The 26,569-nt window shown below is 68.3% G+C and carries 28 protein-coding genes, 1 other RNA gene and 1 pseudogene; 9 read left to right on the top strand and 21 right to left on the bottom strand.

Annotation, left to right across the window (positions count from 1 at the left end):
- Positions 1 to 10: 10 nt before the first annotated feature.
- The 18 genes and pseudogenes from tilS to B9N97_RS17095 form a co-directional block, all read right to left on the bottom strand.
- Positions 11 to 1,369: a tRNA lysidine(34) synthetase TilS gene (gene tilS / locus B9N97_RS17175; RefSeq protein WP_244560750.1), complete on the bottom strand. Its 1,359-nt coding sequence runs from the start codon at positions 1,367 to 1,369 to the stop codon at positions 11 to 13.
- On the bottom strand, positions 1,357 to 2,220 hold the full coding sequence (gene ybgF, locus B9N97_RS17170; RefSeq protein WP_167393323.1) for a tol-pal system protein YbgF: 864 nt from the start codon (positions 2,218 to 2,220) through the stop codon (positions 1,357 to 1,359). The genes tilS and ybgF overlap by 13 nt, the downstream gene beginning before the upstream one ends.
- 223 nt (positions 2,221 to 2,443) lie before the next feature.
- Positions 2,444 to 2,914 (bottom strand): peptidoglycan-associated lipoprotein Pal, encoded by a 471-nt coding sequence (gene pal, locus B9N97_RS17165; protein WP_085090629.1) that lies wholly within the window; start codon positions 2,912 to 2,914, stop codon positions 2,444 to 2,446.
- 148 nt (positions 2,915 to 3,062) lie between these two features.
- Positions 3,063 to 4,415, bottom strand: coding sequence for a Tol-Pal system beta propeller repeat protein TolB (gene tolB / locus B9N97_RS17160; RefSeq protein ID WP_085088832.1), 1,353 nt, complete (start codon positions 4,413 to 4,415; stop codon positions 3,063 to 3,065).
- Positions 4,416 to 4,417: 2 nt separating this feature from the next.
- A complete protein-coding gene (locus B9N97_RS17155; protein ID WP_085088829.1) occupies positions 4,418 to 5,626 on the bottom strand; it encodes a hypothetical protein in 1,209 nt (402 codons plus the stop codon).
- Positions 5,627 to 5,642: 16 nt separating this feature from the next.
- Positions 5,643 to 6,125: an ExbD/TolR family protein gene (locus B9N97_RS17150; protein WP_085088826.1), complete on the bottom strand. Its 483-nt coding sequence runs from the start codon at positions 6,123 to 6,125 to the stop codon at positions 5,643 to 5,645.
- A gap of 3 nt (positions 6,126 to 6,128) precedes the next feature.
- A complete protein-coding gene (gene tolQ / locus B9N97_RS17145; protein WP_085088824.1) occupies positions 6,129 to 6,860 on the bottom strand; it encodes a protein TolQ in 732 nt (243 codons plus the stop codon).
- 57 nt (positions 6,861 to 6,917) lie between these two features.
- Positions 6,918 to 7,406: a tol-pal system-associated acyl-CoA thioesterase gene (ybgC, locus tag B9N97_RS17140; protein ID WP_167393322.1), complete on the bottom strand. Its 489-nt coding sequence runs from the start codon at positions 7,404 to 7,406 to the stop codon at positions 6,918 to 6,920.
- Positions 7,399 to 8,472, bottom strand: coding sequence for a Holliday junction branch migration DNA helicase RuvB (ruvB, locus tag B9N97_RS17135; RefSeq protein WP_085088819.1), 1,074 nt, complete (start codon positions 8,470 to 8,472; stop codon positions 7,399 to 7,401). The genes ybgC and ruvB overlap by 8 nt, the downstream gene beginning before the upstream one ends.
- Positions 8,469 to 9,095 (bottom strand): Holliday junction branch migration protein RuvA, encoded by a 627-nt coding sequence (ruvA, locus tag B9N97_RS17130; RefSeq protein ID WP_085088816.1) that lies wholly within the window; start codon positions 9,093 to 9,095, stop codon positions 8,469 to 8,471. Before ruvA ends, ruvB begins: the two co-directional genes overlap by 4 nt.
- Positions 9,092 to 9,496, bottom strand: coding sequence for an endonuclease domain-containing protein (locus B9N97_RS36355; RefSeq protein ID WP_280174798.1), 405 nt, complete (start codon positions 9,494 to 9,496; stop codon positions 9,092 to 9,094). The genes ruvA and B9N97_RS36355 overlap by 4 nt, the downstream gene beginning before the upstream one ends.
- Positions 9,497 to 9,679: 183 nt before the next feature.
- Positions 9,680 to 10,144: pseudogene (ruvC, locus tag B9N97_RS36350) on the bottom strand (crossover junction endodeoxyribonuclease RuvC); the annotation flags it as partial.
- Between the two features lie 81 nt (positions 10,145 to 10,225).
- Complete coding sequence (locus tag B9N97_RS17120; RefSeq protein ID WP_085088813.1) at positions 10,226 to 10,978, bottom strand: YebC/PmpR family DNA-binding transcriptional regulator; 753 nt, start codon at positions 10,976 to 10,978, stop codon at positions 10,226 to 10,228.
- Between the two features lie 172 nt (positions 10,979 to 11,150).
- Positions 11,151 to 11,975, bottom strand: a complete 825-nt coding sequence (locus B9N97_RS17115) for a TIGR00282 family metallophosphoesterase (RefSeq protein ID WP_085088810.1) — start codon at positions 11,973 to 11,975, stop codon at positions 11,151 to 11,153.
- Between the two features lie 81 nt (positions 11,976 to 12,056).
- Positions 12,057 to 12,641, bottom strand: coding sequence for a 5-formyltetrahydrofolate cyclo-ligase (locus B9N97_RS17110; protein ID WP_085088807.1), 585 nt, complete (start codon positions 12,639 to 12,641; stop codon positions 12,057 to 12,059).
- A gap of 32 nt (positions 12,642 to 12,673) precedes the next feature.
- Positions 12,674 to 12,837: non-coding RNA, 6S RNA (ssrS, locus tag B9N97_RS17105), on the bottom strand.
- A gap of 14 nt (positions 12,838 to 12,851) precedes the next feature.
- Positions 12,852 to 13,160 (bottom strand): cell division protein ZapA, encoded by a 309-nt coding sequence (locus B9N97_RS17100; RefSeq protein ID WP_085088805.1) that lies wholly within the window; start codon positions 13,158 to 13,160, stop codon positions 12,852 to 12,854.
- A gap of 4 nt (positions 13,161 to 13,164) precedes the next feature.
- Positions 13,165 to 13,389 carry a hypothetical protein gene (locus B9N97_RS17095; RefSeq protein WP_085088803.1) on the bottom strand — a complete coding sequence of 75 codons (225 nt, stop codon included), beginning with the start codon at positions 13,387 to 13,389 and terminating at the stop codon, positions 13,165 to 13,167.
- Between the two features lie 398 nt (positions 13,390 to 13,787).
- On the opposite strand from B9N97_RS17095, the gene tkt reads away from it, so the two are divergent.
- Together tkt and gap are read left to right on the top strand one after the other, a co-directional pair.
- Positions 13,788 to 15,782, top strand: coding sequence for a transketolase (gene tkt / locus B9N97_RS17090; protein ID WP_085088800.1), 1,995 nt, complete (start codon positions 13,788 to 13,790; stop codon positions 15,780 to 15,782).
- A gap of 59 nt (positions 15,783 to 15,841) precedes the next feature.
- Positions 15,842 to 16,849, top strand: coding sequence for a type I glyceraldehyde-3-phosphate dehydrogenase (gene gap / locus B9N97_RS17085; RefSeq protein WP_085088797.1), 1,008 nt, complete (start codon positions 15,842 to 15,844; stop codon positions 16,847 to 16,849).
- A 72-nt stretch (positions 16,850 to 16,921) separates the two neighbouring features.
- On the opposite strand, the gene B9N97_RS17080 is transcribed toward gap, so the two are convergent.
- Both B9N97_RS17080 and B9N97_RS17075 read right to left on the bottom strand, forming a co-directional pair.
- Positions 16,922 to 18,610 carry a methyl-accepting chemotaxis protein gene (locus tag B9N97_RS17080; RefSeq protein ID WP_085088794.1) on the bottom strand — a complete coding sequence of 563 codons (1,689 nt, stop codon included), beginning with the start codon at positions 18,608 to 18,610 and terminating at the stop codon, positions 16,922 to 16,924.
- A 160-nt stretch (positions 18,611 to 18,770) separates the two neighbouring features.
- Positions 18,771 to 19,115, bottom strand: coding sequence for a type II toxin-antitoxin system HicB family antitoxin (locus B9N97_RS17075; RefSeq protein WP_085088791.1), 345 nt, complete (start codon positions 19,113 to 19,115; stop codon positions 18,771 to 18,773).
- A 201-nt stretch (positions 19,116 to 19,316) separates the two neighbouring features.
- Here B9N97_RS17075 and B9N97_RS17070 point away from each other — a divergent pair, with 201 nt between their 5' ends.
- The 6 genes from B9N97_RS17070 (at position 19,317) to B9N97_RS17045 (ending at position 24,336) form a co-directional block, all read left to right on the top strand.
- Entirely contained in the window at positions 19,317 to 19,790 is a 474-nt protein-coding gene (locus B9N97_RS17070; RefSeq protein ID WP_085088788.1) for a hypothetical protein, read from the top strand.
- Between the two features lie 110 nt (positions 19,791 to 19,900).
- Entirely contained in the window at positions 19,901 to 20,137 is a 237-nt protein-coding gene (locus B9N97_RS17065) for a hypothetical protein (RefSeq protein WP_244560749.1), read from the top strand.
- A gap of 166 nt (positions 20,138 to 20,303) precedes the next feature.
- Complete coding sequence (locus B9N97_RS17060; protein WP_085088782.1) at positions 20,304 to 21,233, top strand: class I fructose-bisphosphate aldolase; 930 nt, start codon at positions 20,304 to 20,306, stop codon at positions 21,231 to 21,233.
- A gap of 3 nt (positions 21,234 to 21,236) precedes the next feature.
- Positions 21,237 to 21,902, top strand: coding sequence for a thiamine phosphate synthase (gene thiE, locus B9N97_RS17055; RefSeq protein ID WP_085088779.1), 666 nt, complete (start codon positions 21,237 to 21,239; stop codon positions 21,900 to 21,902).
- A 31-nt stretch (positions 21,903 to 21,933) separates the two neighbouring features.
- Positions 21,934 to 22,740: a TSUP family transporter gene (locus tag B9N97_RS17050; protein WP_085088776.1), complete on the top strand. Its 807-nt coding sequence runs from the start codon at positions 21,934 to 21,936 to the stop codon at positions 22,738 to 22,740.
- 261 nt (positions 22,741 to 23,001) lie between these two features.
- Positions 23,002 to 24,336 carry an OmpP1/FadL family transporter gene (locus tag B9N97_RS17045; protein WP_085088773.1) on the top strand — a complete coding sequence of 445 codons (1,335 nt, stop codon included), beginning with the start codon at positions 23,002 to 23,004 and terminating at the stop codon, positions 24,334 to 24,336.
- Between the two features lie 209 nt (positions 24,337 to 24,545).
- On the opposite strand, the gene epmA is transcribed toward B9N97_RS17045, so the two are convergent.
- Positions 24,546 to 25,628, bottom strand: a complete 1,083-nt coding sequence (gene epmA, locus B9N97_RS17035) for an EF-P lysine aminoacylase EpmA (protein WP_085088767.1) — start codon at positions 25,626 to 25,628, stop codon at positions 24,546 to 24,548.
- A 348-nt stretch (positions 25,629 to 25,976) separates the two neighbouring features.
- Here epmA and efp point away from each other — a divergent pair, with 348 nt between their 5' ends.
- Positions 25,977 to 26,543, top strand: coding sequence for an elongation factor P (efp, locus tag B9N97_RS17030; RefSeq protein ID WP_085088764.1), 567 nt, complete (start codon positions 25,977 to 25,979; stop codon positions 26,541 to 26,543).
- Positions 26,544 to 26,569 lie beyond the last annotated feature (26 nt).

The following is a 26,569-nucleotide window of genomic DNA, read 5'->3' as shown; positions in this document are numbered from 1 at the left end:
CGTTCCCTGATTAAATAATGCCGCGCCGGTCCGAAACAACCGTAAAAGCTGGTCTTCCCAACGGCGAAAGTGGACGGAAGATCGCGCGGTCCATCGGGACCTGTCCATCTGCGTCGCACCAGTATCGCCCACCGATCATCGGTACGCCAAGCAAATCCGTTCCCGACCAAAGGCTTGGCAGCGTCTCCCGTACCGGAACCGGCAGGTCCGGCACCCTCGCCGGCGCCGTCCGCGCCACCCATTCGCGCCAGCCCGCCGCCCCCAGCGCCGCGACCGTGACAGGCTCGCCATGACTCGGCGACAGCCGCAGGTCGAAGCGGCCGTCCCACAGTACCCGCCCGCCCGGCGGCACGTTCAGCCGCTCCGTTGCCGCGACCGGCTCGCGCGCCACCATGACGGCGCCCCGCCGCAGCCGCACCACGCAGCCGCCCAGAGTCGTGCCCTGCCCGTCCGCCAATGCGCCGAGCAGCCGCTCCAGCGCTTCGTCGCGCACGGGATGGGCCGGCCCGCCGACCGCGCTCAGCGCCTGGGCCAGCGCCCGCAGCGCAATCTCCGCCGGCGCGGCCAGCAGGGGCGCGGGTGCCAGCGCGATCCAGCCTTCCGGATGGATGGTCGCCGCCTCGGCCAGCAGGCCGGCAGTCGCCTGTTCCAGGGCGGCGCGCGCTCGCCCGGCACGGCGGGCGACCTCGCCCAACCGGGTGGCGTCCAGCCCCTCCCCGCCCAGCAGATCGACGGCGGCGCGCAGCCGGGCACGGGCGAAGCGTGGATTGCGGTTGGACGGGTCCTCGATCCAGTCGACAGCCTCGGCGCGGCAGGTCGCCAGCAGCCGGTCATGGGAAAAGCCCAGCAGCGGCCGGATCACCCGCACCGCCCCATCGGCGCGCACTGCGGCCATCCCGGCCAGCCCGTCGATGCCGGAGCCGCGGGCCAACCGCAGCAGCACCGTCTCCGCCTGATCGTCGCGATGGTGGGCGAGCGCCAGATGCAGGATGCCGGCCTCGCCGCAAGCCTCCGCCAGCAGCCGGTGCCGCGCCGCGCGCGCCGCCGCCTGCAGCCCTGTCTTGGGCTTCTCCCCGTCCCAGCGCAGGATGCGGTGAGGAATGCCGTGCCGGGCCATCGCCTGCGCCACCGCCGCCGCCTCGCCGGTCGATTCGGGCCGCAAGCCATGGTCGACGATCAGCGCCAGCAGGCTTCCGTTCCGCTCTGCGACCCAATGCCGCAGCAGCAGAACCAGCGCCATGCTGTCGCCGCCGCCGGAAAGCCCGACGGCGACGGCCGGCGCCGGTTCGAACCCGCCCAGCGCCGCCATCGTACGGGCGAACTCCTCCCGCGATACCGGATCGGAGTCGCCGGCCATCAGGCCGGGCAATTGATGCGCTTGCGCTCCGTGTCGGCGCGGCGCTTCACGCTGGCCGAGGCTTCGGGAAACTTGGTCAGCAGCTGGTTGAAGGCGGTGCAGGCATCCGACTTCTTGTTCATCTGCTGCAGGGTCATGCCCAGCTTCAGCAGGCTGTCCGCCGCCTTCGGGTTGGTGCGGTACTTGGACAGCACCTCGGCGAAGGCCTGGGCCGCCTCCGGGTAGCGGTTGCGGACGTAATAGCTCTCGCCCAGCCAATATTGCGCGTTGCCGGCATAGGCATGGGACTTGTTCTTGGCGATGAACTCCTGCAGCGCCTTCTCCGCCCGATCATAGTCGGAGTTGCGCAGCAGTTCGAAGGCCTGCTCATACTGCTTCTCCGGCGACAGGCCGGCGGTCGAGGGCGGATTGGCCGCGGCGGTCTGTGCCGGCTTGTCGGCGGGCTTCTTGTCGTCGGCAGCCTTCGACGGCTTGGACGGCGCGGCGTCTGCCATGGCACCGCCCATAGCGCCGCCCATGGCGCCTCCAGTGGCCCCGCCGCCCTTCTCCAGCTCCTTCAGGCGGAAATCGACGTCGGCGTTCACCTTCTCCAGGCGCTCGCGCAGCTGGGTGACCTGATAGGTCGATTCCTCGTACTTGCCGGTCAGCTCCTGGATGGCGCGTTCCAGGTTCTGCAGCCGGATCTCGAAGTCGGCGGCGACGGAGGGCGACAGCTGCGCCACCTCCACCGGACCGCCCAGCGCCGCAACCTGGGTTTCCAGCGATTGCAGCCGCTCAATCTGCCCCTTCGACTGGGCCAGGGCGGGGCTTGCCGCGAGCATGCCACCCAGCAGCAGGGCGGCGACGGGACGGATGTTGGTCATGCGCGTGGGATCCTGAGGAGATCTGATGCCGGGGGGAACACCCACGGCGACCATGGCGAACGAAAAAGGCGACGCGATGGCCGCTGTTTAGCAGAACTTGCGCACCGGCGCAAAGAACCCGCCTCGTCTGCAGTTGCCACCTGCCGGAAAGAAAAAGGCGCCGCCCCGGTTGCCCGGCGGCGGCGCCTTTTTCCAAATCCCCGTCAGCCGGGGACCGGCGTCATCAGTTGACGACGGTCACGGCGCGGCGGTTCTGCGACCAGGCGGCCTCGTTCGAGCCAACCACGGCCGGACGCTCCTTGCCGTAGGACACGACGTTGACGCGGGCAGCCGGGATGCCCTTGGCGGCCAGGTAGTTCTTCACCGAGTTGGCGCGACGCTCACCCAGGGCCAGGTTGTACTCGCGGGTGCCGCGCTCGTCGGCATGGCCCTCGACGGTGACGGTGACCGAACCGTAGGTCTGCAGCCACTTGGCCTGACGGTCGAGGGTGGCGCGAGCCTCCGGCGACAGGTCGAAGCGGTCGAGGCCGAAGAAGACGCGGTCGCCGACGTTGACGACGAAATCTTCCGCCGAGCCCGGACGGACCGAGGTCTGCTGGGCACCGGTGTTGGCGCCGTTGGCGGCGTCGTTCGGCGTGGATTCGCAAGCGGCGAGCAGGGCAACCGCGGCGAGGGCGAGGAACTTCATACGCATGTTCAGGGACCCCTTGAACGACAATTGTTGATTGGCCGGACTAGTCAGCACGAGAGCCGCTTCTTTTCGCCAATCCCCGACGAAAAGACGACGTCCGACCTTTGTCTTGAGCATTGCTCCCGCGCCGCCGCAAAATAGGGCTACTCCACTAGGGAATCAAGGGCGACCACGCAGGGTCCGACGCACCGACCGGGGTGCTCACGCGACGCTCGTTCGCGCCGGTGATGTCGATGCTGTACAGGTTCGCATTGCGGCCACGGCCGTCACCCGTCGGCAAGTCCTTGAAGAACATGAGAACACGGCCATTCGGCGCCCAGGTCGGCCCTTCGACGTGGAAGGCTTCGGTCAGGATCCGTTCCCCGGTTCCATCCGGACGGATTACGCCGATTGCAAAGCTGCTACCACGCTGGCGCGTGAAGGCGATCAGATCGCCGCGCGGCGACCACACCGGCGTGCCGTACCGGCCCTCGCCGAAGGTCAGCCGCTTCACGCCCGACCCGTCGGCACCCATGACATAGAGCTGCTGCGTGCCGCCGCGGTCCGACTCGAAGACGATCTTCTGGCCGTCCGGGGAATAGCTGGGACCGGTGTCGATGCCCGGCGCGTCGGTCAGCTGGGTCTGGCGGCGGGTGCGCAGGTCCAGCGTGTAGATGTCGGTGTTGCCGTTCTGGGCCATCGACATGATGACCTTGTTGCCGTCCGGCGAGAAGCGCGGGGCGAAGGTCATGCCGGGGAAGTCGCCCAGGACTTCCTGGCGGCCGGTGTCGATGTTGAACAGGTACACGCGCGGCTTCTTGTTGAAGTACGACATGTACGTGATTTCCTGGGACGTCGGCGAGAAGCGCGGCGTCAGGACCAGGGTCTGGCCGTCGGTCAGGAACTGATGGTTGGCGCTGTCCTGGTCCATGATGGCCAGCTGCTTCTTGCGCGCGTTTGCCGGGCCGGATTCGGCGACATAGACGATGCGCGTGTCGAAATAGCCGTCCTCGCCGGTCAGGCGCTTATAGATGGCGTCGGCCACGATGTGGGCGATGCGGCGCCATTCCTGCGGCGAGGCGCTGTAGCTCAGCCCCTGCATGTACTGCCCGGCCGCGACGTCCCACAGGCGGAAATCCACCTTCATGCGGCCGTCGCCGCCCGTCGTGGTGTTGCCGGCGACCAGAGCCTGGGCGCCCAGCGCCTTCCAGTCCTGGTAACGCGGCTCACCGCTGCGCAGCTGCTCCGGCGTCTGCAGGAAGCCGCGCGGGTCCAGCGGCTTGAACAGGCCGGAACGCTCCAGGTCGGCGGAGATCACCTTGGAGATGTCGGCGCCCAGTTGGGCATCGCGCCCGCCCGCACCGGCGAAGCTGGTGATCGCAATGGGCAGCGGCTCGGACACGCCCCGCGTGATGTCGATGCGCAACTCGGCGCGCGCCTCCTGCGGAGCGGCAACGCCGAGGGAGAGGAGAAGCGCGCCGGTGGCCCCGGCCAGCTTCAACAGAAGCCTCGTCTTCGTCGTCATGGTCAGAACATGTCCCTCGGGTCGAAATTGAACACGATGAAGCGCCAGTCTTCATAAGTCTGCGACGTGAACTCGCTGGGCAGCAGGTCCAGCGGACTGGACCGTTTGACCGCGCGCACCGCCGCGTCGGCCGACGCCCGGAAGGCGGCGTCCGACATGTAGCGCGACTTGTACTTCTCGTCGATCCAGGCACGGATCACGCTGTGGTCGCGACCGACCTCGACGTGGATCTCGATCTGCATCGACGAAGCGTCCTTGCGGCCGCTGTCGAAGTTCCAGTTCTTGCTCAACTGGCCGCGGATGGCGTCCAGCGCGCGGCCAGACGGCTTGAACGGCTTGTCGGGGCCGTTGGTTGCCTTCGCCGCCCCGGCCGGCGCCGCCGAGGCGGTCTTCTGGCTGGGCTTGGCGTCGTTGGCGCTGGCCGAAGCCTTGCCGTCCGCCTTCGGGTTGTCCGACGGCTTGATCTTCCCGACGTTCGACAGCAGGTCGGACAGCGGGTCGGTCTTGGCCGACGGCTTCTCCGGCTGCTTGGCCGGCGTCTCCGCCTTCTTCGGCTCGGCCTTCGCGACCTCCTTTGCCGGCTCCGGCTTCTTCGGCTCCGCCTTGGGCGGTTCCGGCTTCGGCTCTTGCTTGGGAGGCTCGGGCTTCTTCGGCTCGGGCTTTGGGGGCTCAGGCTTGGGCGGCTCCGGTTTCGGAGGCTCAGGCTTGGGCTCGTGCTTCGGCGGTTCCGGCTTGGGCGGTTCCGGCTTCGGCGGCTCGGGCTTGGGAGGCTCCGGCGGTTTCGGAGTCGGCGACGGCGCCGGATCCGGGGGCGGAGGCGGCGGGGGTGGCGGCGGCGGAGGGGGAGGCGTCGGAGCCGGCTTGGGCGGCGGCGTCGGCTCGCGCGGGGGCGGCGGCACCTGGGCGACCTTCGGCGGCTCCGGCGTCTTGGCCGGCGGCGGGGGCGGCGGAGGCGGTTCGTCCTCCTCGTCCGGCGGTTCGGGCGCCGGCGGGGACGGCTTGGCCTCCGGCATCGGCGGACGCGCGGCGTTGGTCGGCTTGGGCTCGCCCTTCTCGACCCGGGCGGCCTGGGTGACCTCGCCGATGTCGACGATCTCGATCGGGATCGAGGAGGCGATTTCGAGCTTGCGATCGCTGGGCGGCAGGCCGAGCACGAACAGCGCGACCAGCGCGACGTGCAGCACCGCCGAGGCGATCAGTGGCTTGCGCATGGGAGTTCCGCCCGCCTCAACGCGCCGGTTTGGGAGCGCCGACCCGCGCGCTGGACGCGGTCGGGCCGTTCGGCATCTCGGCGACCAGACCGACCTTCTTGAAGCCGGCGGCGCTCATGGTGCCCATCACCTCCAGCATCTTGCCGTAGGCGATCTTGGCGTCGCCGCGGACCAGGATGCGGGCCTCCGGGTTGTTGTTGGTCACCGCGATCAGCAGCGGCACCATGTTGGTCAGCTCGACCGGCGTCTCCTGGACGAAGACGCGGCCGTCGGTCTGCACGGTGACGAACAGCGGGTCCTTCTGCTGCTCCAGCGGAGCGGCGTTGGTCTTGGGCAGGTCGACCGGCACGCCGACGGTCAGCATCGGGGCGGCGACCATGAAGACGATCAGCAGGACCAGCATGACGTCGATGAACGGCGTCATGTTGATCTCGGCCATCGCGCGATAGCCCCGGCGCTTGCCGCGCCCGTGGGACTTGCCTGCGAGTTGTCCGGCCATGGTTCAGGCGGCTCCCCGCTCCTCGAGGTGGCGGGACAGGATCGCCGAGAACTCGCCCGAGAAGGTGTCCAGCCGGTCGGCGTAGCGGCCGAGGTCGGTGGAGAACTTGTTGTAGGACAGCACCGCCGGGATGGCGGCCAGCAGGCCCATGGCGGTGGCGAACAGCGCCTCGGCGATGCCGGGCGCCACCACGGCGAGGCTGGTGTTGCCCGAGCCGGCGATCGAGGTGAAGGAGTTCATGATGCCCCACACCGTGCCGAACAGGCCGATGAAGGGCGCCGTCGAGCCGACCGAGGCCAGGAAGGTCATGTAGCGTTCGGCCCGCGCCATTTCGCGGCCGATGGTCACCGCCATCACCCGCTCCACCCGCTGCTGCAGCGAGCCCTTCATGGTGCCGGCGATGCCGCGGTCGGCGGCGTGGCGCCATTCGCGCATGCCGGCGGCGAAGGTCGCGGCCATCGGGTCGGCCGGCGTCTGGCCGATGCGGTCGTACAGCGCATCCAGCGAGCCGCCGGACCAGAAGGCCTCTTCGAAGGCGTCGGCCTGGGCGTTCAGGCGGCGGATCCGCATCAGCTTTTCGATGATGATCGCCCAGCACCAGATCGAGGCGACGACGAGCATCATCATCACGATCTTGACGATCGCGTCGGCCTGCCAGAACAGGCCGAGGATCGTGATCTCATGTGCCGTCGTGGCGGCGGTGCCGGCCAGTTGGGCGGTTTGCAGGGCGTCCATCGCAGTCAGTCTCGCGGTTGCGCTGTTGGCACGGGGATGTGGAAGGGAAAGGGTCGATTAAGAGTAGGCAGGCGTGGATGAGCTTTGCTTTGCATGCAGCGACTCCATCGCCGCTTTCACCGGTTCGGGAAGGCGCACGGCCCGTCCGGCCCGGTTGATCGTCACCAGCTGCAGGTCGGCGCGCGCCAGCACGCGACCGTCGCGACGGATGACTTGTGCAACTGCGAAGGAGGCACCGCGGATATCGACGATTCGGGTTTCCACTTCAAGCGTGTCCTCCAGCTTGGCAGGGGCGTCAAAATCAATGGTCAGGCGCCGTACCGCAAATGACACACCTGTGACATCGCCCGAACCCTCCGCCATCTCCTTCTGACGGAAGCCCATCAGGTACAGCATCTCCGTCCGCGCCCGCTCCGCAAAGCGGAGGTAGTTGGCGTGATAAACGATGCCGCCGGCGTCGGTGTCTTCGTAATAGACCCGCAGCGGATAGCGGTGCGTGCCGTCCTCGGCGAACCAGCCGGAGAGAGACGGAGCGGCGTTACTCATCGCCATCCCCTTCGGTCGGGTCGGGAACCCGGTCCAGCAGGTCGAGCTGACGGAGCGGCGCGTTCGGCGGGTTGAGGCCGAGATAGCGGAAGCCCTGGTCGGTCAGCATGCGCCCGCGCGGCGTGCGCTGCAGGAAGCCCTGCTGGATCAGGTAGGGTTCGACCACCTCCTCGAGCACGTCGCGCTGTTCGCCCAGCGCCGCGCCCAGCGTCTCGACGCCCACCGGCCCGCCGCCATAGTTGTTGGCGACCAGCCCGAGATAGCGGCGGTCCATGCTGTCCAGCCCCAGCCGGTCGACCTCCAGCCGGGTCAGGGCGGCATCGGCCACGCGCTTGTCGACCTCCTCCACGCCCGCCACTGCGGCGAAATCGCGCACCCGGCGCAGCAGCCGGCCCGACACGCGCGGCGTCCCGCGCGAGCGGTTGGCGATCTCGCGCGCGCCCTCCGGGGTGATGCCCATGCCCAGCACCCCGGCGGCGCGGCGCACGATCAGCTCCAACTCGTCCGGCTCGTAGAATTGCAGGCGCACGGGAATGCCGAATCGTTCCCGCAGCGGGCGCGTGATCAGGCCGCTGCGCGTCGTGGCGCCGACGAGGGTGAAGGGCGGCAGGTCGATCCGGATGGACCGCGCCGACGGGCCTTCGCCGATGATGAGATCGAGCTGGAAATCCTCCATGGCGGGATAGAGCACCTCTTCCACGGCGGGATTAAGGCGATGAATCTCGTCGATGAAGAGGACGTCGTGCGGCTGCAGATTGGTCAGCAGCGCCGCCAGATCCCCGGCCCGCGCGATGACCGGCCCGGATGTGGCGCGGAACCCCACCCCCAGTTCGCGCGCCACGATCTGCGCCAGCGTGGTCTTGCCGAGGCCGGGGGGCCCGAACAGCAGCACATGGTCCAGCGCCTCGCTGCGGGAACGGGCGGCCTGGATAAAGATCGACAGGTTCTCGCGCGCCTGCCGCTGGCCGATGAACTCGGCGAGCGACAGCGGACGGATCGACGACTCGGATGAGTCGCCCTGCCCCTGGCCCGGCTGGACCAGACGGTCGTGATTGGGGTCGCTCATTGGCTCAGTTCCTTGAGGCCCTGGCGGATCAGATCGGACACGCCGGCGTCATCGCCCAGCACGCGCCCGGCGGCGACGACCGCGCCGAAGGCCTCCGACCGGCCATAGCCGAGATTGACCAGCGCCGACACCGCGTCGGCCAGCGCCGGGCTGGCGCCCGGAACGGCGGCGGGGACGCCCTTGCCAGCCGGCGCGCCTGCGGTCGCAGCGGGGCCGAGCGCCAGATTGCCGACCTTGTCCTTGAGTTCGTTGAGGATGCGCGCCGCCACCTTCGGCCCGACGCCGTCGGCGCGGACCAGCGCGGTCTTGTCCTGCGACGCGATGGCGCGGGTCAGCTGGTCGGGGTCGAGAACGCCGAGGATCGACAGCGCCAGCCGGGCGCCGACGCCCTGGATGGTGGTCAGCAGCTTGAACCACTCGCGCTCGGCCTGATCGCCGAAGCCGTGCAGGACGATGCGTTCCTCGCGAATGAAGGTCTCCACCACCAGCGACACGCGCTCTCCCGCCACCATCCGCGACAGCGTGCGGTTGGAGCAGGACAGCAGGTAACCGACGCCGTTCACGTCGAGCACGACCCAGTCGGTGCCGGTGGAATCGACGATGCCGGTCAGCTTGGCGATCATGGGAACTCCCGGCCCGAGGGTTGGCTGCGAAGAATGGGGGTCTCTTCGAGACGCGCGCGGATGGTTTCCAGCACGCCGTCAAGGTTGTCGATCACGTCGGTTTTCCAGAAGCGCAGAATACGGAAGCCGGCCTGCTCCAGCATGCGCGCACGCCTCTCGTCATGGGCTGCGCGCTGCTCGGCATGCTGGCCGCCGTCCAGTTCGATAATCAAGCGATGGTCATGGGCGACGAAGTCTGCGACGAAGCCCAGAATTGGCTCCTGCCGTCGGAACTTCGCGCCGAGCTGGGCATTGCGCAGCTTCTGCCAGACGATCTTTTCCACATCCGTGGCGTTCATCCGCAGGTCGCGCGCGCGTTCCGTGATGTATTCGGTGGGCTTCGCCTTTGCGACGCTCGCCATACCCCCCACGCGCCCACGGGGACCATCCCCCTCTCCCCCCCGGGGAGAGGGTCGGGGTGAGGGGGAGGCACCGCGTGGAGTCTTGGTAAAGGGCCGCGGCGCGTCCCCCTCACCCTGCCCTCTCCCCGGGGGGGAGAGGGTTTGCCTCGATGGTTCTGCACCCCGCCGCCACATCGTCCAGCTCGCGCGATGATGCGCGTGGCAGATCGCCACGGCCAGCGCGTCGGCGGCGTCCGGGCTGCCGATCTCGCAGCCGGGCAGCAGCAGGCGCACCATCGTCTGGACCTGCGCCTTTTCGGCGCGGCCCTGCCCGACAACCGCCTTCTTGACCATGTTGTTGGCGTATTCCGCCACCGCCAGCCCGGCCTGGGCCGGCACCAGCAGGGCCACCGCGCGGGCCTGCCCCAGCTTCAGGGTGGACACGGCGTTGCTGTTGACGAAGGTCTCCTCCACCGCCGCCTCGTCGGGACGGTAGCGCTCCACCACCGCCGACAGCGCGTCGTGGAGCTGCACCAGCCGCTCGGCCAGCGGGCAGGAGTCGTCGGAATGCACGGCGCCGTCGGCGACGTGGCTCAGACGGTTGCCCGCCACGTCGATGATGCCCCAGCCGGTGTGGCGCAGACCGGGGTCGATCCCCAGCAGCCGCACCGGCGACGGCACCCCCGCCTCACTTCGTCCTGCCCGCGCAAACACGGCACCCGCACTCCGCCTGCAAGACCAGCGTTCAGCTTACGCGGTCAGCTTCTGCATCAGCTCTTCGGAGATGTCGAAGTTGCCCTCGACCACCTGGACGTCGTCGTTGTCCTCCAGCACGTCCAGCAGCTTCAGCAGGCTGGCGGCGGCATCCTCGGACGGGGCGACGGTGTTCAGCGGACGCCAGGTCAGACGCGCGCTCTCGGCACCGCCGAACTTGGCCTCCAGCGCATCGCGGACGGCGCCGAAGCTATCCACCGTGGTGGTGACCTCGTGGCCGTTCTCGTCGGATTCGACGTTGTCGGCACCGGCCTCCAGCGCCACCTCGAACAGGGCGTCGGCATCCGCCGCGGCGGCCGGGTAATAGATCGCGCCGACGCGGTTGAACATGAAGCTGACCGAGTTGGTCTCGCCCAGGCTGCCGCCATACTTGGTAAAGCTGGAGCGCACTTCCGCGGCGGTGCGGTTGCGGTTGTCGGTCAACGCCTCGACGATCAGGGCGACGCCGCCGGGGCCGTAGCCCTCGTACCGCACCTCCTCATAGTTCGCGTCGTCGCCGCCGCCGGGCGTGCCCTGCTTGATGGCGCGGTCGATGCGGTCGCGCGGCATGTTCTGGACGCGGGCGGCCAGGATGGCGGCGCGCAGGCGCGGGTTGGCCGCCGGGTCGGGCAGGCCGCTCTTGGCGGCCACGGTGATCTCGCGGGCGAGCTTGTTGAAGATCTTGGACCGCTTGGCGTCCTGCGCGCCCTTGCGGTGCATGATGTTCTTGAACTGGGAATGACCGGCCATGGGTCGAACGAGCCTCGAAACGGAATTGGTCAATCGGGCGGGGTTAAGCGCACGACACATGTAACAGGTCTGCCGCCCCACCGCACCTTTTCGGCGCGGGAGACGACACCCACGGGATTAGAAAGTCAATATGGCGAGATTGCGGCGCGGCCGGGGTCGAGCTGTGAACGCCCTACTGCATCCGTTCCGGCAGAGTCTGGCTGAGCCGCCCGCCGATGCGCAACGGCTCGATGCGGACGGCCAGCCCGGTGCGGTCGTCGGTCTCGACGTAGCAGCCGCAGACGGTGCCCTCGCCTTCCGCCGGCGACAGGCGTTCGGTCGGCAGCTTGCGCACCATCTTGGCCAACGCCACCTCCTTCTTCATGCCGATGGCGCTGTCGTAATCGCCGCACATGCCGGCGTCCGACTGGTACGCGGTGCCCTTCGGCAGGACCATATGGTCGGCGGTCGGCACATGGCTGTGGGTGCCCACCACCAGCGAAGCGCGGCCGTCGCAGAAATGGCCCATGATCATCTTCTCGCTGGTCGCCTCTCCATGCATGTCGACCAGCACGGCATCAACGCCGCCCGGCCCGAGCCGGTGCGCCTTCAGCACCCGGTCCACCGCGGCGAAGGGGTCGTCCATCGGCTCCATGAACAGCCGCAGCAGCACGTTGATGACCAGCACCTTTCGCCCGCCGCGCGCCTGCAGCAGGACGAATCCACGGCCGGGCGTGCCTTCCGGGTAGTTCAGCGGGCGGATGATGCGCGGCTGCTGTTCGATGGTGGACACCAGTTCCTTCTGGTCCCAGGTGTGGTTGCCCAGCGTCACCACGTCGATGCCGGCCTCGAAGAACTCCTCGGCGATCTTGACGGTGACGCCATAGCCGCCGGCAGAATTCTCGCCATTCACCACGGTCAGGTCGGGGTCCAGCTTCTCGCGCAGCATCGGCATGTGCGCCAGCACCGCCTCGCGCCCGGCCCGGCCCACCACATCGCCGAAGAACAGAATCCGCATCGCCCCAACCTTCCCGATAAGATCGGATCGCGTAAAATCGGTATCGATTTGAAGCGTGACTCCGATCGTCAATCATAAAACTCACTTACGAATGCGGAGCGTCTCGCGCTCCGTCACGATCCAGTCCAGCCGCTCGTCATGGCCGTCAACCGGCACCGCCGGCATCTCCTGCGCGGCGAAGGCCACACCGACCGCGACCACCGCCCCGCCGTCACGAAGCGCGTCCAGCGTCCGGTCGTAATAGCCGGCGCCATAGCCCAGCCGATGGCCGGAACGGTCGAAGGCCAGCAGCGGCACCAGCAGCAGCGACGGGCGCAGGACGGCACGCCCCTCCCCCGGTTCCTGGATGCCGTAACGGCCGGCCGCCATCGGCGCCTGCGGATCCCAGTCGCGGAACACCAGCGCGGTCCCGCGCGGCCCCGACACCGGCAGTCCGACGGAGTGACCAAGCTGTCTAAGATGGAGCAAAGCCGGCCGCGCGTCGAGTTCGGAGCCGAGCGGCCAATATCCCCCGGCGTCGCCGCGCGGCAGATGACCGTCGCGCGCCAGTTCGGCGATGCGGTCGCGCACGGCGGCGGATGCGGCGGGGCGGTCGGAGTCGGCGATGGCGTCGCGCCGGGCGCGCGCCTCGCGTCGGGCGGCGTCCTTGGCTTGCGGATCGGTCATCGCGGACTGCGTACGGAGGGGGGAAAGGGGTGGAAGGCGCCGCCTCGGCCGGTGGCCATGTGCCTATCCTCCATGGCCTGCATGAGCAGGTGGGCGCCGTGTACCCGGCCCAATGGACCGGACAGGGACAGCTCCCTAGAGATCAAGGTTATCGGCCCTGGGGATTATTGCAGCCTGTCGAACCAGGCAGCGGTCCTTCCGTGTACCAATCTAGGCGCGCTCGAGCCGCGCGGCAACCTCTTCGATGCGTTTTGCCACACGATCGAGTTCGCCGACCACCGCGCCCTCGTCCACGGCGGGGGCGATGCCCTTGCCGGACATCACGTCCTGCAGCTCGTCGGCCAGCACCAGACAGGTCATCAGCATCATCTGCGCCTCCGACCCGCTGCGACCGCCACCGGTCAGCCGGCGCAGACGCTCGTCGACGTAGGCCGCCAGTTCCCGCAGCCGCGCTTCCTGGCCGTCCTCGCACAGCATGCGATAGAAGCGGCCGTTCACTTCGATGTCGACCTGGGCCATGGCGTCAGCTCTCCAGCACTTGTTGCAGTCGGGCGATGGCGACTTCCAGACGCTGGGACACCGCCTCCGCGGTGGCCTGGGCGGTCGCCCGGTCCGCCCGCGCGGTTTCCAGCGCCTGCGACAAGTCCTGTTCGCGCCGGACCACCCGCTCGTCGCGGGCCGTCGCGGCATGTTCCAGCCGGTCCACCGCGCGGCCGAGACGGTCGAGAGCGGCTTTCAGGGAATCCATGGACGTCAACCTCGACCTGTGGGCACGTCATGCTCTTGGGCATCGAAGCTCGACCGGCGCCGCGCCAAGCCGAGCCGCTGCCTTATCGCGACGCCTAGAGTTGGGCCGGCACGCCGACCGCGTCAACCACAACGACGGGCTCTTCCACCGAATGCCCATACGGAATACCGGGGCGTGACGGAAGGCCGCAGCAGATGCGGCAGTCACGAACCAATGCCGGACGGGGCGCTTCCCACACGGAAGAGGGGCCTCTGCCATACCATTTCCTACTCCATTCCCATGTTGACCTGCGGACGGCGGTTCTGCATGGTGCGCCCGTTTCGCGGCGCCTTCCAAGGCGACCGCGCAACGTCCGTTGCCGACGCCGCAACCGCGCCCGACTCCGCAGGAAACGCCAGATGTCCGCTGCCTCCGCCCAGCCCTCCCTCCACACGATGGCCAGCGCGATCCGCGCGCTCTCCATGGACGCGGTCGAGGCCGCGAAGTCCGGCCACCCGGGCATGCCGATGGGCATGGCCGACGTCGCCACGGTCCTGTTCACCCAGTTCCTGAAGTTCGATCCGAAGAACCCGTCCTGGCCCGACCGCGACCGCTTCGTGCTGTCGGCCGGCCACGGGTCGATGCTGATCTACTCGCTGGCCTACCTGACCGGCTACGAGCGGATGACCATCGACGAGATCAAGCGCTTCCGCCAGCTGGGCAGCCTGACCCCCGGCCACCCGGAAGTCGATCCCAGCCTGGGCATCGAGATGACCACCGGCCCGCTCGGCCAGGGCGTCTCCACCGCGGTCGGCATGGCGCTGGCGGAGCGGATCACCAACGCCCGCTTCGGCGACGAACTGATCGACCATTACACCTACGTCATCGCCTCCGACGGCGACCTGATGGAGGGCGTCAGCCACGAGGCCTGCTCGCTGGCCGGCCATCTCGGGCTGAACCGCCTGATCGTGCTGTGGGACGACAACCACATCTCCATCGACGGCTCGACCGACCTCAGCTTCACCGACGACACCCAGGCGCGCTTCCGCTCCTACGGCTGGAACACCATCGCCGTCGACGGCCACGATACCGACGCCGTGTCGAAGGCCATCGCCCAGGCCCGGACCTCCACCGACAAGCCGACGCTGATCGCCTGCCGCACCATCATCGGCAAGGGCGCGCCGAACAAGGCCAACACCCACGGCTGCCACGGCTCGCCGCTGGGCGCCGACGAGGTCGCCGCGACCCGCGAGGCCATCGGCTGGACCCATGAGCCCTTCGTCGTTCCCGACGAGGTCCTGTCCGCCTGGCGCGCCGCGGGCGCCCGCAGCGCCGACGCTTACAATGCCTGGAGCAGCCGCCGCGCCACCCTGACCGAGGCCGCCGGCAAGGCGTTCGACGAGGCCTTCGGCCGCGGCGTGCCCTCCGCCCTGGCCGAGACCATCGTCGCCTTCAAGCAGAAGGTCAGCGCCGACAAGCCGAGCTGGGCGACCCGTGTCGCCTCCGGCAACACGCTGGAGGTGCTGGTCCCGGCGATCCACGAGCTGATTGGCGGCTCCGCCGACCTGACGCCGTCGAACAACACCAAGGTCAAGAACACCGCCGACGTGAAGGGCAAGGGCGAGTTCGCCGGCCGCTACGTCCGCTACGGCGTGCGCGAGCACGGCATGGCGACGCTGATGAACGGCATGACGCTGCATGGCGGCATCATCCCCTACGGCGGCACCTTCATGCAGTTCGCCGACTATTGCCGTCCGTCGATCCGTCTGGCCGCGCTGATGAAGCAGCGCACGGTCTTCGTGATGACCCACGACTCGATCGGCCTCGGCGAGGACGGCCCGACCCACCAGCCGGTGGAGCATCTGGCGGCCCTGCGCGCCATCCCCAACCTGCTGGTCCTGCGCCCGGCCGACGCGGTCGAGACCGCCGAATGCTGGCAGATCGCGCTGGAGGCCACCGGCAGCCCGTCGGTCCTGGCGCTGACCCGCCAGAATGTCCCGACCCTGCGCACCGAGCATACGGCCGAGAACCTGTCCGCCCGCGGCGCCTACGTCCTGGCCGAGGCCGAGGGTGAGCGCAAGGCGACCATCCTCGCCACCGGTTCGGAAGTGTCGCTGGCGATGGAGGCCCGCAAGGCCCTGCAGGCCCAGGGCATCGGCACCGCCGTTGTGTCTATGCCGAGTTGGGAACTGTTCGATCGCCAGGACGATGCGTACAAGGCATCGGTGCTCGGCACCGGCGTGCGCGTCGGCGTCGAGGCGGCGATCCGTCTGGGCTGGGACCGCTGGCTGGGCGAAAAGGGCGCCTTCGTCGGCATGGCCGGCTTCGGCGAATCGGCGCCCTACCAGGAACTGTACAAGCACTTCGGCATCACCGCCGAAGCGGTCGTGGACGCCGTTAAGGCGCGTCTCTGAGAGAAGCCGAAGGGGCGTCCAGCAGAATTCGGACGCCCCATATCCAACTGGAGGAAGTCATGGCTGTACGGGTAGCGATCAACGGTTTTGGCCGCATCGGCCGTCTGGTTCTGCGCGCCATCTACGAGAGCGGCCGCAAGGACGTGGAGGTCGTGGCGATCAACGACCTCGCCGATCTGAAGGCCAACGCGCACCTGCTGAAGTACGACAGCGTCCACGGCCGCTTCCCCGGCACCATCGAAACCGGTGACGGTGTCCTGATCGTCAACGGCCACTCCATCAAGGTCGTGCAGGAGCGTGACCCGGCCAAGCTGCCGTGGAAGGATCTCGGCGTCGAGATCGCCATGGAATGCTCGGGCATCTTCACCAAGCGCGCCGACGCCGCCAAGCATCTGGAAGCCGGTGCGCAGAAGGTCCTGATCTCGGCCCCGGCCACCGACGAGGACATCACCGTCGTCTACGGCGTCAACCACGACAAGCTGACCGCCGAGCACAAGATCGTTTCCAACGCCTCCTGCACCACCAACTGCCTGGCCCCGGTCGCGCATGTCCTCCACAATCTGGTGGGCATCGAGAAGGGCTTCATGACCACGATCCACTCCTACACGGGTGACCAGCGGATCGTCGACACCAACCACAAGGACCTGCACCGCGCCCGCGCCGCGGCCCTGAACATGATCCCGACCTCCACCGGCGCCGCCAAGGCCGTCGGCAAGGTTCTGCCGGAGCTGAAGGGCAAGCTGGACGGCACCGCCATGCGCGTCCCGACCCCGAACGTCTCGGTTGTCGACTTCAAGTTCACCGCCAAGCGCGCCACCTCGGTGGAAGAGATCACCAAGGCGATCTCCGACGCCTCCAACGGCGCCCTGAAGGGTGTGCTGGCCGCCTACACCGAGGATCTGGTGTCGACCGACTTCAACCACGACCCGCACAGCTCGATCTTCGCGCTGAACGAGACCAAGGTCATCGACGGCAACTTCGTCCGCATCATGACCTGGTACGACAACGAGTGGGGCTTCTCCAACCGCATGAGCGACACCGCCGTCGCCATGGCGAACGCCAAGTAAGCCTCACTTGGCCAAGAAAAAGGCGCCTTCCCGCGGGAAGGCGCCTTTTTGCTTTTCAGGGGCTGCCGGCCTTCACGCCGCCCGCACCGTCGCCAGGAAGTCGCCGACCTGCGCGTTCAGCCCGGCCGCCTCGCTGGTCAGCTTGCCCAGCGCCTCGACCAGTTCGCGGGCGGTGCGGCCGCTCTCGTCGGAGGCGACGGTGACGCCGGAGATGCTGGACGACACCTCGCCGGTGCCGGACGCCGCCTGCTGGACCGAACGGGAAATTTCCGCGGTGGCGGCGTTCTGCTGGTCGACCGCGGCGGCGATCGTCGTCGCGATGGTGCTCAGCCGCTCGATCACCGCCGACACCTTCTGGATTTCCGTCACCGCCTGACCGGTCACCGCCTGGATGCCGCTCATCTGGCCGCCGATCTCGTCGGTCGCCTTGGCCGTCTGGTTGGCCAGCGCCTTCACCTCGCTCGCCACGACGGCGAAGCCCTTGCCGGCCTCCCCCGCCCGCGCCGCCTCGATGGTGGCGTTGAGCGCCAGCAGGTTGGTCTGCCCGGCGATGGAGTTGATCAGCCCGACCACGGTGCCGATCCGGTCGACCGCCTCGGCAAGGCTGGAGATGCGGCCAGTGGCCTCCTGCGCCATGCCGACCGCCTCGCCGGCGACGCGGCTGGCTTCCGACACCTGCCGGCCGATCTCGACGATGGAGCTGGACAGCTGTTCCGACGCGGCGGCGACGGTCTGCACGTTGGCGGCGGTGCCGTCGCTGGCGCTCGCCACGATCCCGGCCAGCTGGCTGGTCTGCTCCGCGGCGTGCGACATCGCCCGCACCTTCTGCCCCAGCGCGTCGGTGGTGGTGGAGACGGAGCGGATCATGCCGCCCACCGTTCCCTCGAAGCGCGCGGCCAGCCGGTCCATCGCCTGCCGCTTCTCCTCCACCGCCCGGCGCGCGGCTTCGGCCTGCTCGGCTTCCAGCCGGCGGGCGGCCTCGGCATTGACCCGGAACACCTGGACCGCCCGGCCCATGTCGCCCAGTTCGTCGCCGCTCTCCGTTTCCGGAATGCTGACCGACAGGTTGCCGTCGGCGAGGCCGCGCATGGCGTCGGACAGGCGGCGGATGCGCCGGCTGATCGAGTTGCCGACCAGCGCGATCAGCACCACCACCGGCAGCGCCAGCCCGCCGACGAAGGCCGCCATGGTCCACAGGCTGCTCAGGAAGCGGGCGTCCAGATCGTCGATATAGACACCGGTGCCGATGGCCAGCTGCCACGGCTCGAACATCTTCACATAGCTGAGCTTGGGCAGCGGCTCGGTGCCGCCGGCTTTGGGATAGCTGTAATAGACGAAGCCCTCGCCCTTGGCCTTGGCGGCGTCGACCATCTCGCGCGAGAAATAGACGCCGTTGGCATCCTTCTGGTCGCGCTGGTCCCTGCCGATCACGTCCGGCCGCACCGGATGGATGACGGTGCGATAGCCGGTATCCAGGACGAAGATGTAGTCCTTGCCGTTGTAGAGCATCGTGTTGACGTTGGCCTTGAACCGTTCGAAGGCCTGGTCGCGGGTCAGCCGGCCGGCCTTCACCTCGGCCTCGTAGCCGCTCGCCAGTCCATGGGCGGCCTGCACGACGGAGCGCAGCGTCTCCTTGCGGTCCTCCAGAGTGCTGCGCTGGTTGAGCCACAACGCAACGCCGGCAAGCGCGATGCAGATGGCGCCGGCAAGCGCGACCAAGGCCCACAATCTGGTCCGCAGGGTCAGTCTAAATCCGCTCATGTGGCACCTCCCGTGATGGCTGGAGATACCTGAGCAAGGAGGATGCCAGTTCCAAAGCAGCGGCGAAGCCTCTGCGCCGCCACACCAACACTCCGTCACCGCGGCATTTCGCCAATCCAGCGACCATTGGCAAGCAAGACGCTTCGCATTTTGCGAAACTTCACCCGGCCTTCACGTTGGTCACGCCGGCGGCGCGGCCCAGGCACTCGGCGATCCAGGCCGAAACGCTCTTGCCCTCGCGCGCGGCGCAGTCGGCGACGGCGCGGTGCAGGATCGGGTTGATGCGGATCGCCAGCCGTCCGGAGAAGGGCTGTTCGCCCTCGCCCCCCATGTCGCAGGAGAGGTCGAGGTAATCGTCGACCGCCCGCCGGAAGGAGTCCCGCAATTCGTCCACAGAGCGGCCGGAGAAGGTGATGCCGTCATGGGTGTTGATGACCTCGCCGACAAAGACGCCCGCGTCGTTGTCAAAGTCGATCTGGGCCTTGTAACCCTTGTATTCCATCATCGCGGCAATCCCGGGGGAGGTATACCAGTGAAACGGACGCCGGTGCCCCGGCCTGCTGTCCGCTGTGACTGACCATACTCCGGGACCGCGATCGCAGGGTTTGACCTGCCTCAATTCTCTCAACCGGCTGGAGTCTGGAGCGCAACCGCGCCCACCGCTAAAGTGTCCGCCCGCTTTCCCGCCCCAGCGCCGCCACAGTCCATGACCGCCTCCCCGCCAATCCCCCCGGCCCTCCTCCGCCCCATCCTGGTCCGCGGCCTCGCCGACGCACTGGCGGCCGCCGACGCCGCCAGGTCGGCCGGTGCCGCCCTCGCCCTGATGGCGCCGCCGGCGGGCGGAGCGCTGTGGCTGCTCGACCTGATCGAGCGGGTACGGCAGGCCCACCCGGACCTGGAGGTGACCGGCCTGCTCGACTGCGGCGACCGTGCCGGCGAGGCGCAGGGGGCGCTGGCCGCCGGGGTGCCGGCCTTGCTGTTCACCGGCCGGCCGGAGGCGGCGGAGCGCCTGTCGGTCATCGCCGCGGCCTGCGGCTCGGTTCTGCTGACCGCCTGCCCGCCCCTGCTCGACCTCGCCGCCGAAGGTCATGGCTCCACCCGGTCAGTCCTGCTGGAGGCGCTATGCCGCGACTGGCTCGTGTCGTCGAACGGCCGGGCCGAAAGTCATGCCGGGGGTTAGGTCCGGACTACCGCTTTTTCGCACAGCCTCGCCGCGCAAAGGTGGTGTAACGTCACCTAAGGATATTTTTGTGACACAGCACCCTCCCTCCGATGCCGGATGAGCCGCCCATGAGCATCACCTCCCTGACCACGCCGGATCAGACGATCGCGCAACCGCACCATCCGGGGCAGGCCGCAAACGGCCGGTCATCCGACCGGATGGGGAAAAGTCCGGTTCCCCGGCCGGAGAAGATGCGCGGCCTGCGGCTGGTCGCCGTCTGGGTCGGGCTGACCGCCGGCTCCTGGGCGGTGCTGGGCGGGGCCGGATACGGCCTCTACACCGTGGTCAGCTCTCTTCTGCCCTAACCCCTCCGGCGGAGCCTTTCCACCCGGACGCGCGTCACCCGGCCGCAGGCCCTAGGCCGTTCAGGCGTGGCAAATGGCCGCTTTATGCCCCTCCCGCCGTTGCAAAGCGGGCCAATCCGGGCTAAGACGGCGCCATTTCCAAGAATGCCCCAGGGGAAGAGCCACAATGAAGCTCACGCGCCGCGTCAAAGACATTCTCGCCAACTACGAGAGCGACAATCCCGGCACCAAGGCGAACCTCGCCCGCATCCTGATGGAAGGCAAGCTCGGCGGCACCGGCAAGCTGGTGATCCTGCCGGTCGACCAGGGCTTCGAGCACGGCCCGGCCCGCAGCTTCGGCCCGAACGAGCCGGGCTATGACCCGCACTACCACTACCAGCTGGCCATCGACGCGGGCTGCAACGCCTACGCCGCTCCCCTGGGCTCGCTGGAAGCCGGCGCCGGCACCTTCGCCGGGTCGATCCCGCTGATCCTGAAGATGAACAGCGCCAACTCGCTGTCCACCCAGAAGGAAGCCGCCGACCAGGCCGTCACCGCCTCGGTCCAGGACGCGCTGCGCATCGGCGCCTCGGCCATCGGCTTCACCATCTATCCCGGCTCCGACGCCATGTACTCCCAGTACGAGGAGTTCCGCGAGCTGTCGAAGGAGGCCAAGTCCTACGGCCTCGCCACCGTGCTGTGGTCCTACCCGCGCGGCGGCGCCGTCACCAAGGACGGCGAGCTGGCCATCGACGTGATCGGCTACGCCGCCCACATGGCCGCTCTGCTGGGCGCCCACATCATCAAGGTGAAGCTGCCGTCGGCCCATCTGGAGCAGGCGGAAGCCAAGAAGGTCTACGAGTCGAAGCAGATCGCCATCGGCACCCAGGCCGAGCGCGTGAAGCACATCATGCAGTGTGCCTTCAACGGCCGCCGCATCGTGGTCTTCTCCGGCGGCGCCACCAAGGGCGAGGACGCGGTGTTCGAGGACGCCCGCGCCATCCGTGACGGCGGCGGCAACGGCTCGATCATCGGCCGCAACGCCTTCCAGCGCCCGCGCGAGGATGCCCTCAAGCTGCTCGACCGGATCATGAAGATCTACCAGGGCCGGGAGTAACACTTGGCCAAGGGAAAGCCGACGCAGGCGGAACCTGCCGCCTGCCGACTGTACCTCGTGACGCCGCCGGCCCTGGAGCCGGCGGCGTTCGCGCCGCTTCTGGCGGAAGCGCTGGATGCCGGCGACGTCGCCTGCGTGCAGCTCCGCCTCAAGGACTGCTCCGAGGACGATATCCGCCGCGCCTGCGACGTCCTGCGCCCCATCGCGCAGGAGCGTGAGGTCGCCTTCATCCTGAACGACCATCCCCGCCTCGCGCGGGAGGCCGGCTGCGACGGCGTCCATGTCGGCCAGACCGACACGCCCTATCGCGATGCCCGCAAGATTCTGGGCAACGACGCCATCGTCGGCGTCACCTGCCACGACAGCCGCCATCTCGCCATGATCGCCGGCGAGGAAGGGGCGGATTACGTCGCCTTCGGCGCCTTCTTCCCCACCAGCACCAAGATGGCCGAATACAAGGCCGAGCCGGAGCTGCTGAGCTGGTGGTCGGAGCTGATGGAGGTCCCCTGTGTCGCCATCGGCGGCATCACCGCCGGGAATTGCGCGCCGCTGGTCACCGCGGGCGCCGATTTCCTGGCCGTGGTCAACGCCGTCTGGGGTCATCCGCAGGGTCCCGGCGCCGGGGTCCGGGCGCTGAACGCCGCCATCGAGGCCGCACTCGCCGGCTGAACCGGCAGACTTTCTGGACGCCCCCAAAATCATGGACCTTCTGACGCCCGAGTCGCTGGGCATCCTGTTTGCCGTCGGCCTGCTGGCCGGCTTCGTCGATTCGATCGCCGGCGGCGGCGGTCTACTGACCATCCCGGCGCTGCTGGCCGCCGGCCTGTCACCGGCGGAGGCGCTGGCGACCGGAAAGCTGCAATCCAGCTTCGGCTCGCTGTCCGCCACCATCAAGTTCGTCCGCCGCGGCGAGGTCCATCCCGCCTCCATGCGGACGATGATCCTCTGCACCTTCATCGGCGCCGGGGCCGGCGCCACGCTGGTGCAGATGCTGGATCCCAGCTTCCTGCGCGACGTCATCCCGATCCTGCTGATCGGCATCGCCCTCTACCTGCTGCTGTCGCCCAAGGCCGGCGACGTCGACGCCCACCAGCGCATCGGCGAGCATGCCTTCGCGCTCAGCATCGGCACCGGCATCGGTTTCTATGACGGCTTCTTCGGGCCGGGCACCGGCACCTTCTTCGCCATCGCCTTCGTCTCGCTGCTCGGCTACAACCTGCGCAAGGCGACCGCCCACACCAAGGTGCTGAATCTGACCAGCAACTTGGCCTCGCTGCTGTTCTTCATCGCCGGCGGCCATGTGCTGTGGACGATCGGCCTGCTGATGGGCGTCGCGCAATATATCGGCGCCCAGGCCGGCGCCCATATGGTGATCCGCAACGGCGCCCGAGTCGTGCGTCCGATGCTGGTCGTCGCCTCCATCGTCATCACCGCCAAGCTGGTGTGGAGCGACGAGCACAACATCCTGCGCGAGCTTTTCACCGCCGCCGCCGCCTGGATCGCCTGACGGCGCCGGCCCGCGCCGGCGACCGCCGCGCCGTTTCTCCATTGAACTGCCTGGATAATCTCGCCCGGCAACCGTGAGGCGGGCATGAGCGCGGCTGCCTCCGGTGGCCGCGCCACAGCCTTTTCTCCCTTTTCCGACTTCCGGAACCGATGCAGGCCCGCAACACTGCTTGTACGGCCAACAAAAAGTGGTGGGCGGCTCTTTACGTAAGCGTCAGTTTGTGTATCATTGCGTCAATAACACAATTGGGGGAAGGAACGAATGTCTCCGACGACGCTCAAGACACGCCTGATGACCGCCGCTGCCGCCATTGCGGTGACCGCACCGATCGCGACCGCCTCGACCGCGTTCGCCGCCGGTTTCGCGTTGAAGGAGCAGAGCGTATCGGGCCAGGGCACCGCCTATGCCGGCGTGACCGCCGGCGGCAACGGCGACGCCAGCTCCATGTTCTACAATCCGGCGACCATGGGTCTGGTGACGGGGATCGAGGCGGTGCAGACCGCCACCGGCGTCATCGTGAAGTCGAAGGTCGACAGCGCCAGCGCCACCCGCGCCCGGCGCCTGGGCGGCACCGCGATCAGCGGCAACGCCTCGCCCGGCGACATCGCCCAGGACGCGCTGGTTCCGGCCGGCTACTTCGTCTATTCGATCAGCGACGACCTGAAGGTCGGCCTGTCGGCCAACGGCCCCTGGGGTCTGGTCACCGACTATGGCGACAACTGGATCGGCCGCTATCACGGCATCCGCTCGGATCTCCGCACCTACAATTTCGCGCCGTCGGTGTCCTATCGCATCAACCCGATGATCACGCTGGGCGGCGGCGTGCAGATCCAGTATGCCAAGGCCAAGCTGTCGCAGGCCTCCGACTTCGGCGCCAGCCGCCTCGGCCGTCCGGGCTCGCTCGACGTCAAGAGCGATATGACCGGCGACGATTGGGGTTGGGGCTTCACGCTCGGCGCCCTGATCGAGCCGGTCAAGGGCACCCGCGTCGGCCTCGCCTACCGGTCCGCGGTCAAGCACACGCTGACCGGCACCATCTCCTTCACCGGCCTGCCAGCGCCGCTCGCCGGTGCCCTGCCCTCCCAGAGCATCAACGCCGATCTGACCACACCGGACATCGCCTCCATCGGCCTCTACCACGAGGTCAACGACCGCTGGGCGGTGATGGCCGACGTGCAGTGGACCAACTGGTCGCGCTTCCGCGAACTGCGTGTCAACGTCGCCAATCCGGCGCTCAATTCCGTGACGGAAGAGCACTGGAAGGACACCTGGTATTATGCGCTCGGCACCTCCTACAAGGTGACCGACAAGCTGACGCTGCGCGGCGGCATCGCCTTCGACAAGGGCTCGGTCGACGTCGAGTACCGCACGCCCCGCATTCCGGAGCAGAACCGCTACTGGCTGTCGGTCGGCGCCGGCTATCAGGTCACCGACAGCCTGCGCGTCGATGCCGCCTATTCGCACGTCTTCATCCCGAAGACCTCGGTCGCCCTAACCGACGACCTGACCGGCCCCGAAGCCGGCCGCGGCAACCTGAATGCGGACTACAAGAGCAGCATCGACCTGATCGGCCTGCAGGCGAAGTTCACGTTCTGAGGTTGGTTACCCTCTCCCGTCCAACAACCAATCCCTTCTCCCCCCGCTCACGCGCAAACTTCGTTTGCGCTGACGCGACAGGCGGACCTTCGGTCCGCCGAAAGCGGGGAGAAGGTTAGGATGAGGGGGTTCGGCGCAGCCGAAGAGATCATCGCGGTGCATCCCCCTCACCCCGACCCTCTCCCCGGGGGGGAGAGGGGGATTCCCCCTCAGACCCCCGCCACCGGCAGCCAAAGCACCTGTTCGATGCTCTCGGCCCCGCTGCACAGCATCGCCAGCCGGTCGAAGCCCATGGCGATGCCGCTGCTCTGCGGCATGCCATGCTCCAGCGCGGCGAGGAAATCCTCGTCCACCGGGAAGCGCTCACCGTAAAGCCGCTCCTTCAACTCCATGTCCGCCTCGAAGCGGACGCGCTGCACCGCCGGGTCGGTCAATTCGCCGAAGGCGTTCGCCAGTTCCAGCCCGCAAGCATACAGCTCGAACCGCTCGGCCAGCCGCGGGTCCTCCGGCTTCGGCCGCGACAGCGCCGCCATGCACAGCGGATAGTCGGTCAGCACGCAGGGCACGCCCTCGCCCAGATGGGGTTCGATGCGGTCGAACATGATGCGGAAGACGATGTCCTCCCAGCGGTCGCCGTGATGGGGGGCGACGCCGATCCGCTCTGCCGCCGCCGCCAGCGCCGCCGGGTCGGGATCGTGGCTGCCGTCATAGGTCGCCATCAGGTCGATGTCCGCGTACTCCCGGAATGCCTCCGGCACGGTCAGCACCCGCCATGGCGCGAAGGGATCGCAGGTCATGCCGCGGAAGCTGAAGCTCCGCCGCCCGCCGGCCTCGGCCCCGGCGCACAGCAGTTCCCGGCAATCGTCGATCAGCGTGCGGTAGCCGTCTCCGGCGCGATACCATTCCAGCATCGAGAATTCCGGCGCATGGGTCCCCGACCGCTCGCCGTTGCGGTAGACATGCGCCAGCTGCCACAGCCGCGGCACGCCGGCGACCAGCAGCTTCTTCATCGCGAATTCGGGACTGGTGTGCAGGTACAGCGGCCGGCGGTCATCCGGGTGCGGCCCCTGCAGCATTGTGGCGAAGGCCTGGAGATGCGGCTCCATCCCCGGCGAGACCTGCAGGGCCGGCGTGTCGACCTCGACGAAGGCCAGTTCCTCGAACACGCGGCGGACGGCGTTCAGGACCCGGCCGCGCGCCGCCAGATAGGGCCGGCGGCGGGCCAGCGCCTCGGGATGCCAGGGGGGAAGTTCGCCGGTGGGAATCGAGGCGGATCGGATCGGGGCGGACATGCGGGCGCGCTCTTCATGGACGGTCGAAAGGGGTGCGGGCGCATCAGAGCATCCACAGGCGGCGTACTCAAGTCGGGTCGCCATTGGTCACAGCGGCCTCCCGTGATACACTCCGCCCCATCGTCGGCGGACCGCACGAACCGGACGGGTGGAACACTGAACAGAGTCGGCAAAAACGTTCCAAACGTCCCGTTGCTGGAGCCGTTCTAAACTGCGCGGGCCGATTCGGCGAAGATTCATCCGCCAATCGCCCGGATTGCGCGTCGCTATCGTTCCGCGCCGTTGCCTATGGCCGGTCAAGCTGGTAGGGTCCGCGCCGCCCGTATTTCTGGAAGTCACGAGTAAGCCATGAAGGTCAATGCCAACACGATGCGCCCCGGCCATGTGCTGGAGCACAACGGTAAGCTCTGGGTCATCACCAAAACCGCCATCGTGCAGCCCGGCAAGGGCGGCGCCTTCATCCAGCTGGAAATGAAGGACGTTCGCACCGGCACCAAGTCGATCGAGCGGTTCCGCACCCAGGAGACCGTTGAGCGCGCTCGCCTGGACGAGCATGAGATGACCTTCCTCTTCGCCGAAGGTGACAGCTTCACCTTCATGGATAAGGAGACCTTCGAACAGGTCGCCATCCCGCGCGACATCATCGGCGACCCGGCCGTCTTCCTGCAGGACGGCATGGAAGTCACGGTGCAGAGCCATGAAGGCTCGCCGCTGGGCGTCGAGATCCCCGGCAAGGTCACGCTGCTGATCACCGAATCCGACCCGGTGGTGAAGGGCCAGACGGCCTCTTCCTCCTACAAGCCGGCCAAGCTGGAGAACGGCGTGTCGATCCTGGTTCCGCCGCACATCGAGGCCGGGACCCGCGTCGTCGTCGATACCGCCACCGGCGAATACGTCGAGCGCGCGAAGGACTGATCCTTCCCAGGTCGGTTCTGCCATCA

The organism is Azospirillum oryzae (assembly GCF_900177515.1).
Classification (GTDB): Bacteria; Pseudomonadota; Alphaproteobacteria; order Azospirillales; family Azospirillaceae; genus Azospirillum; species Azospirillum oryzae_A.
Note: the sequence above shows the minus strand (reverse complement) of the source record. Positions and strands in the feature narration are given on the sequence as shown.

Coding starts and splice junctions, on each gene's coding strand:
- ybgF (WP_167393323.1), bottom strand. CDS start 2,220: ATGACCAACATCCGTCCCGTCGCCGCCCTGCTGCTGGGTGGCATGCTC.
- pal (WP_085090629.1), bottom strand. CDS start 2,914: ATGCGTATGAAGTTCCTCGCCCTCGCCGCGGTTGCCCTGCTCGCCGCT.
- tolB (WP_085088832.1), bottom strand. CDS start 4,415: ATGACGACGAAGACGAGGCTTCTGTTGAAGCTGGCCGGGGCCACCGGC.
- B9N97_RS17155 (WP_085088829.1), bottom strand. CDS start 5,626: ATGCGCAAGCCACTGATCGCCTCGGCGGTGCTGCACGTCGCGCTGGTC.
- B9N97_RS17150 (WP_085088826.1), bottom strand. CDS start 6,125: ATGGCCGGACAACTCGCAGGCAAGTCCCACGGGCGCGGCAAGCGCCGG.
- tolQ (WP_085088824.1), bottom strand. CDS start 6,860: ATGGACGCCCTGCAAACCGCCCAACTGGCCGGCACCGCCGCCACGACG.
- ybgC (WP_167393322.1), bottom strand. CDS start 7,406: ATGAGTAACGCCGCTCCGTCTCTCTCCGGCTGGTTCGCCGAGGACGGC.
- ruvB (WP_085088819.1), bottom strand. CDS start 8,472: ATGAGCGACCCCAATCACGACCGTCTGGTCCAGCCGGGCCAGGGGCAG.
- ruvA (WP_085088816.1), bottom strand. CDS start 9,095: ATGATCGCCAAGCTGACCGGCATCGTCGATTCCACCGGCACCGACTGG.
- B9N97_RS36355 (WP_280174798.1), bottom strand. CDS start 9,496: ATGGCGAGCGTCGCAAAGGCGAAGCCCACCGAATACATCACGGAACGC.
- B9N97_RS17120 (WP_085088813.1), bottom strand. CDS start 10,978: ATGGCCGGTCATTCCCAGTTCAAGAACATCATGCACCGCAAGGGCGCG.
- B9N97_RS17115 (WP_085088810.1), bottom strand. CDS start 11,975: ATGCGGATTCTGTTCTTCGGCGATGTGGTGGGCCGGGCCGGGCGCGAG.
- B9N97_RS17110 (WP_085088807.1), bottom strand. CDS start 12,641: ATGACCGATCCGCAAGCCAAGGACGCCGCCCGACGCGAGGCGCGCGCC.
- B9N97_RS17100 (WP_085088805.1), bottom strand. CDS start 13,160: ATGGCCCAGGTCGACATCGAAGTGAACGGCCGCTTCTATCGCATGCTG.
- B9N97_RS17095 (WP_085088803.1), bottom strand. CDS start 13,389: ATGGATTCCCTGAAAGCCGCTCTCGACCGTCTCGGCCGCGCGGTGGAC.
- tkt (WP_085088800.1), top strand. CDS start 13,788: ATGTCCGCTGCCTCCGCCCAGCCCTCCCTCCACACGATGGCCAGCGCG.
- gap (WP_085088797.1), top strand. CDS start 15,842: ATGGCTGTACGGGTAGCGATCAACGGTTTTGGCCGCATCGGCCGTCTG.
- B9N97_RS17080 (WP_085088794.1), bottom strand. CDS start 18,610: ATGAGCGGATTTAGACTGACCCTGCGGACCAGATTGTGGGCCTTGGTC.
- B9N97_RS17075 (WP_085088791.1), bottom strand. CDS start 19,115: ATGATGGAATACAAGGGTTACAAGGCCCAGATCGACTTTGACAACGAC.
- B9N97_RS17070 (WP_085088788.1), top strand. CDS start 19,317: ATGACCGCCTCCCCGCCAATCCCCCCGGCCCTCCTCCGCCCCATCCTG.
- B9N97_RS17065 (WP_244560749.1), top strand. CDS start 19,901: ATGAGCATCACCTCCCTGACCACGCCGGATCAGACGATCGCGCAACCG.
- B9N97_RS17060 (WP_085088782.1), top strand. CDS start 20,304: ATGAAGCTCACGCGCCGCGTCAAAGACATTCTCGCCAACTACGAGAGC.
- B9N97_RS17050 (WP_085088776.1), top strand. CDS start 21,934: ATGGACCTTCTGACGCCCGAGTCGCTGGGCATCCTGTTTGCCGTCGGC.
- B9N97_RS17045 (WP_085088773.1), top strand. CDS start 23,002: ATGTCTCCGACGACGCTCAAGACACGCCTGATGACCGCCGCTGCCGCC.
- epmA (WP_085088767.1), bottom strand. CDS start 25,628: ATGTCCGCCCCGATCCGATCCGCCTCGATTCCCACCGGCGAACTTCCC.
- efp (WP_085088764.1), top strand. CDS start 25,977: ATGAAGGTCAATGCCAACACGATGCGCCCCGGCCATGTGCTGGAGCAC.